Genomic DNA, 3,212 nt, shown 5'->3' with positions numbered 1-3,212 from the left:
GCTACCCGGTCGGGTGGGCGCGGCAGGAAGATGGTGGTGTAGATGTAGGGTAGATGCGAAGGATGGCGACGATGATGATCGGGACGCCCACAGCACATACTCCAGACGGGTGGAGTGCGCCCAGTTGGGGGCGTAGTCGGATTGATCGGGGCGATCTGCGCGGTAGCGCAGCGGGAACCAGATGGCCATGAAAATGACCGGGATGATCACGATCAGCATGAGCAGGGTCGAAATGACCAGCAGATCACGCTGCTCGGCGGCCACCCAGCCCGACGGTGCAAGCACGTCGTACTGGCATGCCGACAGGCTCGCGACCGCTCCCAACAGGATCGGAATTTTGAACGATAGTCTCAAGTCAGCCTCGCAAGTCTTTCCGGGCTGACGGAGTGAGAGGAGGAGGCCAGCCCGGGAGAAGAGTTCGGGCGCACTCAGCACGGGCGCGTCCGGTAAAGGTGGCACGCGCGTAGAATGCTGCGAGCGCGAAACCGAATAGGTCATTCCGTCGCACATATTTGCCGATCAGCTATCCGTGACGGAACGTGCGGCGCGGCGACTTGTTCACCGCGCGCGCTGGAAATAGACCGGAAAGTGCGTACTTTCTAGCGAAAACATGCGGAAAGCCGCACGATTTGCTGCTGCAGCATCGCAGAACCGGCAGTTCCTTGCCGTCATCTGCAGCTTGCGAAGTTTCCGCCGGTAAAACTGACACAAAAAATTGAACAAGAGATGCCGCGACTTGCATGGTTTCGGCGGCGAAAGATGCACAAATGGGCTGCGGGTTCCCGCAAGTGTCGCGGGCTTACTGGCAAAGATTTGCCGGCGCTTGGCTGCCCTTTGGGAATGGTCTAAGCCAGCCTCAAGCGGACCGCAGCAGCAGGGCCGCATGACACAGATCCATGCCCACAGGAGCGCCTGCCTTGTCCGAAGCCCCCCAGATCACCGCCTTTGCCGCCGCACTGCAGCAATCTCACGCCTCCGGGCAGCGGTTCGCGCCCGAGACCGGCATGGCGCTGCCGCGTGACCGCGCCGAATGTCTTGCCGTGCAGCAGGCCGTCTCCGAGGCGCGCGGCGCGGTCGCAGGGTTCAAGGTCGGGGCCGGGAAGGGCGCGCTTGCGCCTACCGTGGCACCTATTGCGGCAGCCGATGTGGTGGCCACCGGCGGTGTGGCGAAAACCCGCGATCAGCTGGGCATCGAGCTGGAAGTGGGCTTCGAGCTTCTCAAGCCGCTGCCCGCCGCAGGCCTGCCCGAGCCGGTGCAAGAGTATTTCGCGCCGCGCGTGGTGATCGAACTGGTGGACACCCGCCTTGACGGCGAAGCGGCCTCCGATCCGGCGCTGAAGCTGGCGGATATGCAGATCAACGCGGGCATGGTCGGTCCGCGAACTCGAGGATTGGGACGGCAGCGATTTTGGCACCGTGGCGGCGTGGTGCGATGCGGGCGAGACGCGCCTGCTGGACGGCGAGGCGAATGTGCCCGGAGGCTCGGCGCTCGCCAACCTCGGGCTGCTCTGCGAGGTACTGGGCGATCACTGCGGCGGTCTGCAGCCGGGGCAGGTGGTGATCACCGGCTCGCTCTGTGGGCTGCCCTATTTCCCCGCCGGGACCGAGGTGTCGGGCCGTATCGAGGGGCTGGGCGAGGTTTCCGTGACGCTGGCCTGAGCAGGCCACGCGCCCAAGGCGACACCGAAAAAGGCCCGGCGATTGCCGGGCCTTTTGCTTTGGGGGGGTCTGCGTTCAGGCTGCGCTCAGCGCAGGTAGGTCATCGGATCGACGCTGTCGAACCCTTTGCGAACCTCGAAGTGCAGGAAGGCGGGATCGGCGGCGCGGACCGAGCCGATGGTCTGGCCACGGCTCACCGCATCGCCTTTCTTGACCTGCAGCCCGTCGAGATGGGTGTAGATCGACAGCAACTCGTCGGCGTGACGAATGACCACGATCTGCACGTTCTCGGTGTTGCGGGTGATCGCCGCGACGGTGCCGCTGGCTGCGGCCTTGACCGCGCTGCCCGCGGGGGCCGAGATGTCGATCCCCTCGTTCTTGCCCTTCGAATACTCGCGCACGATCGAGCCGTTCACTGGCATCGCCATCACCGCGTTGGAATTGGTCGCGGCGGCCTGCCCGATGTCGGCGACCGGCTTGGCGGGGGTGCTTGCGGCGCTGGCGGTCTGCACCGCGCGCGACGGCTCGTCCTGCGGCAGCGGCTGGCTGGCAGAGGGCGGCTGCGGCGTCGGCGAGCCGCTCCCCGGCGAGACGGTCACGCGCTCGGCGCGGGTGCCCTGTTCCTCGACCACGGGGATCAGCAGATACTGGCCTTCGCGCAGGGTGAAATTGGCGTCGAGCCCGTTCCATTCGCCCAGCGACTTCGGCGTCACGCCGTAGAGACGAGCGATGGTATAGGCGGTCTCGCCGCGCTGCACCTTGTGGCGGATCGGCTCGGTGCCTGTGGCCGCGGTGCTGCCGGTGGGCGCGGGGGCCAGCGTCGAGGAGGTGACGGTGGCGGCGCGCGACGGCGTCGTGGTGGGGGCGCTGTCGATGGCGTTTCCGGCCAGAGTGGCGATATCGACGTTGCCGCCGGTGGGCTCGGCCACGCGCGGCGCGGCAGGGCGAGCACCTCACCGTCGCGCAGCACGTCGTCCGCCTGCATGCCGTTGTAGCGCGCAAGCTGCTGCGGGCAGGCCGACGCGGCTGGCCACAGCGGCGACACTGTCGCCGCGGCGGGCCACGGCCACCTGATAGTTGGGGTAGGAGATCACGCCGCGGGCGTCGGGCGCGGGGCGGTCGGCGGTGCTGGCGGCGAGGGCCGCCTGCGAGGTGTCCACCGTGCCGCCCATGCGGCCGCGCATGTCATAGTCGAGCGGACCCGAGCAGGCCGCCAGCAGGGCGGCTGCGGCCAGCGGCCCGGCGATGCGGGCGGCGGAATTGCGGAGGCTGTCGTCCATCTGTCTCGATCCTCAACTGCGCCCCTTGTCCCGGGGCGTCTCGTAAATCTGCTTCGGGTGGCGGTCAGCTCTCTCTGGCCAGACCTTCCACCAGCGGCACGAAGCGCACGGGCGCAGCTCGTCATAGTCAAAGCCCTGTTCCGTGCGCGTCACCCGGATGAGGTGTTGCACGGTGTCGGACTGCCCCACGGGCAAGACCATGATACCGCCAATCCGCAGCTGGGCCAAGAGCGAGGTGCTGCCTTGTCTGGAGGAAGACTGAGAATTAACCTT

4 protein-coding genes and 2 pseudogenes are annotated in these 3,212 nt (G+C 66.9%); 1 reads left to right on the top strand and 5 read right to left on the bottom strand.

Going from position 1 to position 3,212, the window contains the following annotated elements:
* Both ACXAC4_RS20115 and ACXAC4_RS20110 read right to left on the bottom strand, forming a co-directional pair.
* Positions 1-354: pseudogene (locus ACXAC4_RS20115) on the bottom strand (hypothetical protein); the annotation flags it as partial.
* A 491-nt stretch (positions 355-845) separates the two neighbouring features.
* The gene (locus ACXAC4_RS20110) at positions 846-1,415 is read right to left on the bottom strand and encodes a hypothetical protein (RefSeq protein WP_475164963.1); all 570 of its coding nucleotides are present in this window, start codon (positions 1,413-1,415) and stop codon (positions 846-848) included.
* A gap of 1 nt (position 1,416) precedes the next feature.
* Between ACXAC4_RS20110 and ACXAC4_RS20105 the strand changes: the two genes are divergently transcribed.
* Positions 1,417-1,659, top strand: a complete 243-nt coding sequence (locus tag ACXAC4_RS20105; protein ID WP_475164961.1) for a hypothetical protein — start codon at positions 1,417-1,419, stop codon at positions 1,657-1,659.
* 86 nt (positions 1,660-1,745) lie between these two features.
* On the opposite strand, the gene ACXAC4_RS20100 is transcribed toward ACXAC4_RS20105, so the two are convergent.
* The 3 genes and pseudogenes from ACXAC4_RS20100 to ACXAC4_RS20090 form a co-directional block, all read right to left on the bottom strand.
* Positions 1,746-2,588, bottom strand: a complete 843-nt coding sequence (locus ACXAC4_RS20100; RefSeq protein ID WP_475164959.1) for a peptidoglycan DD-metalloendopeptidase family protein — start codon at positions 2,586-2,588, stop codon at positions 1,746-1,748.
* Positions 2,589-2,612: 24 nt separating this feature from the next.
* The gene (locus ACXAC4_RS20095; RefSeq protein WP_475164958.1) at positions 2,613-2,939 is read right to left on the bottom strand and encodes a hypothetical protein; all 327 of its coding nucleotides are present in this window, start codon (positions 2,937-2,939) and stop codon (positions 2,613-2,615) included.
* Between the two features lie 12 nt (positions 2,940-2,951).
* Positions 2,952-3,212 (bottom strand): annotated as a pseudogene (locus ACXAC4_RS20090) (hypothetical protein); the annotation flags it as partial.

The organism is Pseudoalteromonas sp. AWM4_233 (assembly GCF_056158285.1).
This window is presented reverse-complemented; position numbering and strand designations above follow the sequence as displayed.

Bases quoted from the DNA above. Each gene is read 5' to 3' on its own strand.
- ACXAC4_RS20095 (WP_475164958.1), bottom strand. From the start codon at position 2,939: ATGGACGACAGCCTCCGCAATTCCGCCGCCCGCATCGCCGGGCCGCTG.